Origin of the sequence: Aneurinibacillus aneurinilyticus ATCC 12856 (assembly GCF_000466385.1) — a bacterium.
GTDB classification, from domain to species: Bacteria; Bacillota; Bacilli; order Aneurinibacillales; family Aneurinibacillaceae; genus Aneurinibacillus; species Aneurinibacillus aneurinilyticus.
The window spans coordinates 1-560 of sequence record NZ_KE952811.1 but is presented as its reverse complement, the minus strand read 5'-3'; the positions used below and the strand labels follow the sequence as shown (position 1 = coordinate 560).

General features: G+C 39.8%; 1 protein-coding gene. It reads left to right on the top strand.

What is annotated here, in order from left to right:
* Nucleotides 1–494: IS3 family transposase (locus tag HMPREF0083_RS14420; RefSeq protein WP_021622224.1), on the top strand; the 494-nt coding region annotated here is incomplete at its 5' end.
* Nucleotides 495–560: the final 66 nt, after the last annotated feature.

Genomic DNA, 560 nt, shown 5'->3' with positions numbered 1-560 from the left:
GTTATATTGCCGGAGAAGATTGTTTTTTCTTCATTCAGTCTTGTATGGACGTGTATGACCGCTCCATTGTAGCGTATCATATTGGGCTTAGATGTGAAGCAAAAGATGCGGTTCGAACGCTTCAACAAGCTTTATTCAAACGGCAGCTTTTTGACAAGGAAGACAAACCTGCGCTTCGTTCTGACAACGGACCACAGTTTATTTCTCATGCCTTTAAGGAGGCCTGTGAATCCTTTGGGATTACGCATGAACGTATCCCACCAAGCACGCCAAATATGAATGCCCATATCGAGTCCTTTCATCGGATTTTAGAAGAGGATTGTTTGTCTCGTTATGAATTTGAAAGCTATAAACAGGCCTATGAAACGGTTGTAGAGTTCATGACTTTCTATAATGAGCGACGAATTCATTCAAGCATAAAAGACTTAGCACCAAACGAATTTTACAAATTAAATCAAGAAAACGCGATTAAAATCAAAGAAGTTCGTGTGTAACAACGTAATTTTACGTAAACGAGAGAATAAGAGTGTATGTGTCCAAAGTTCGGGGGTTAATCCGGT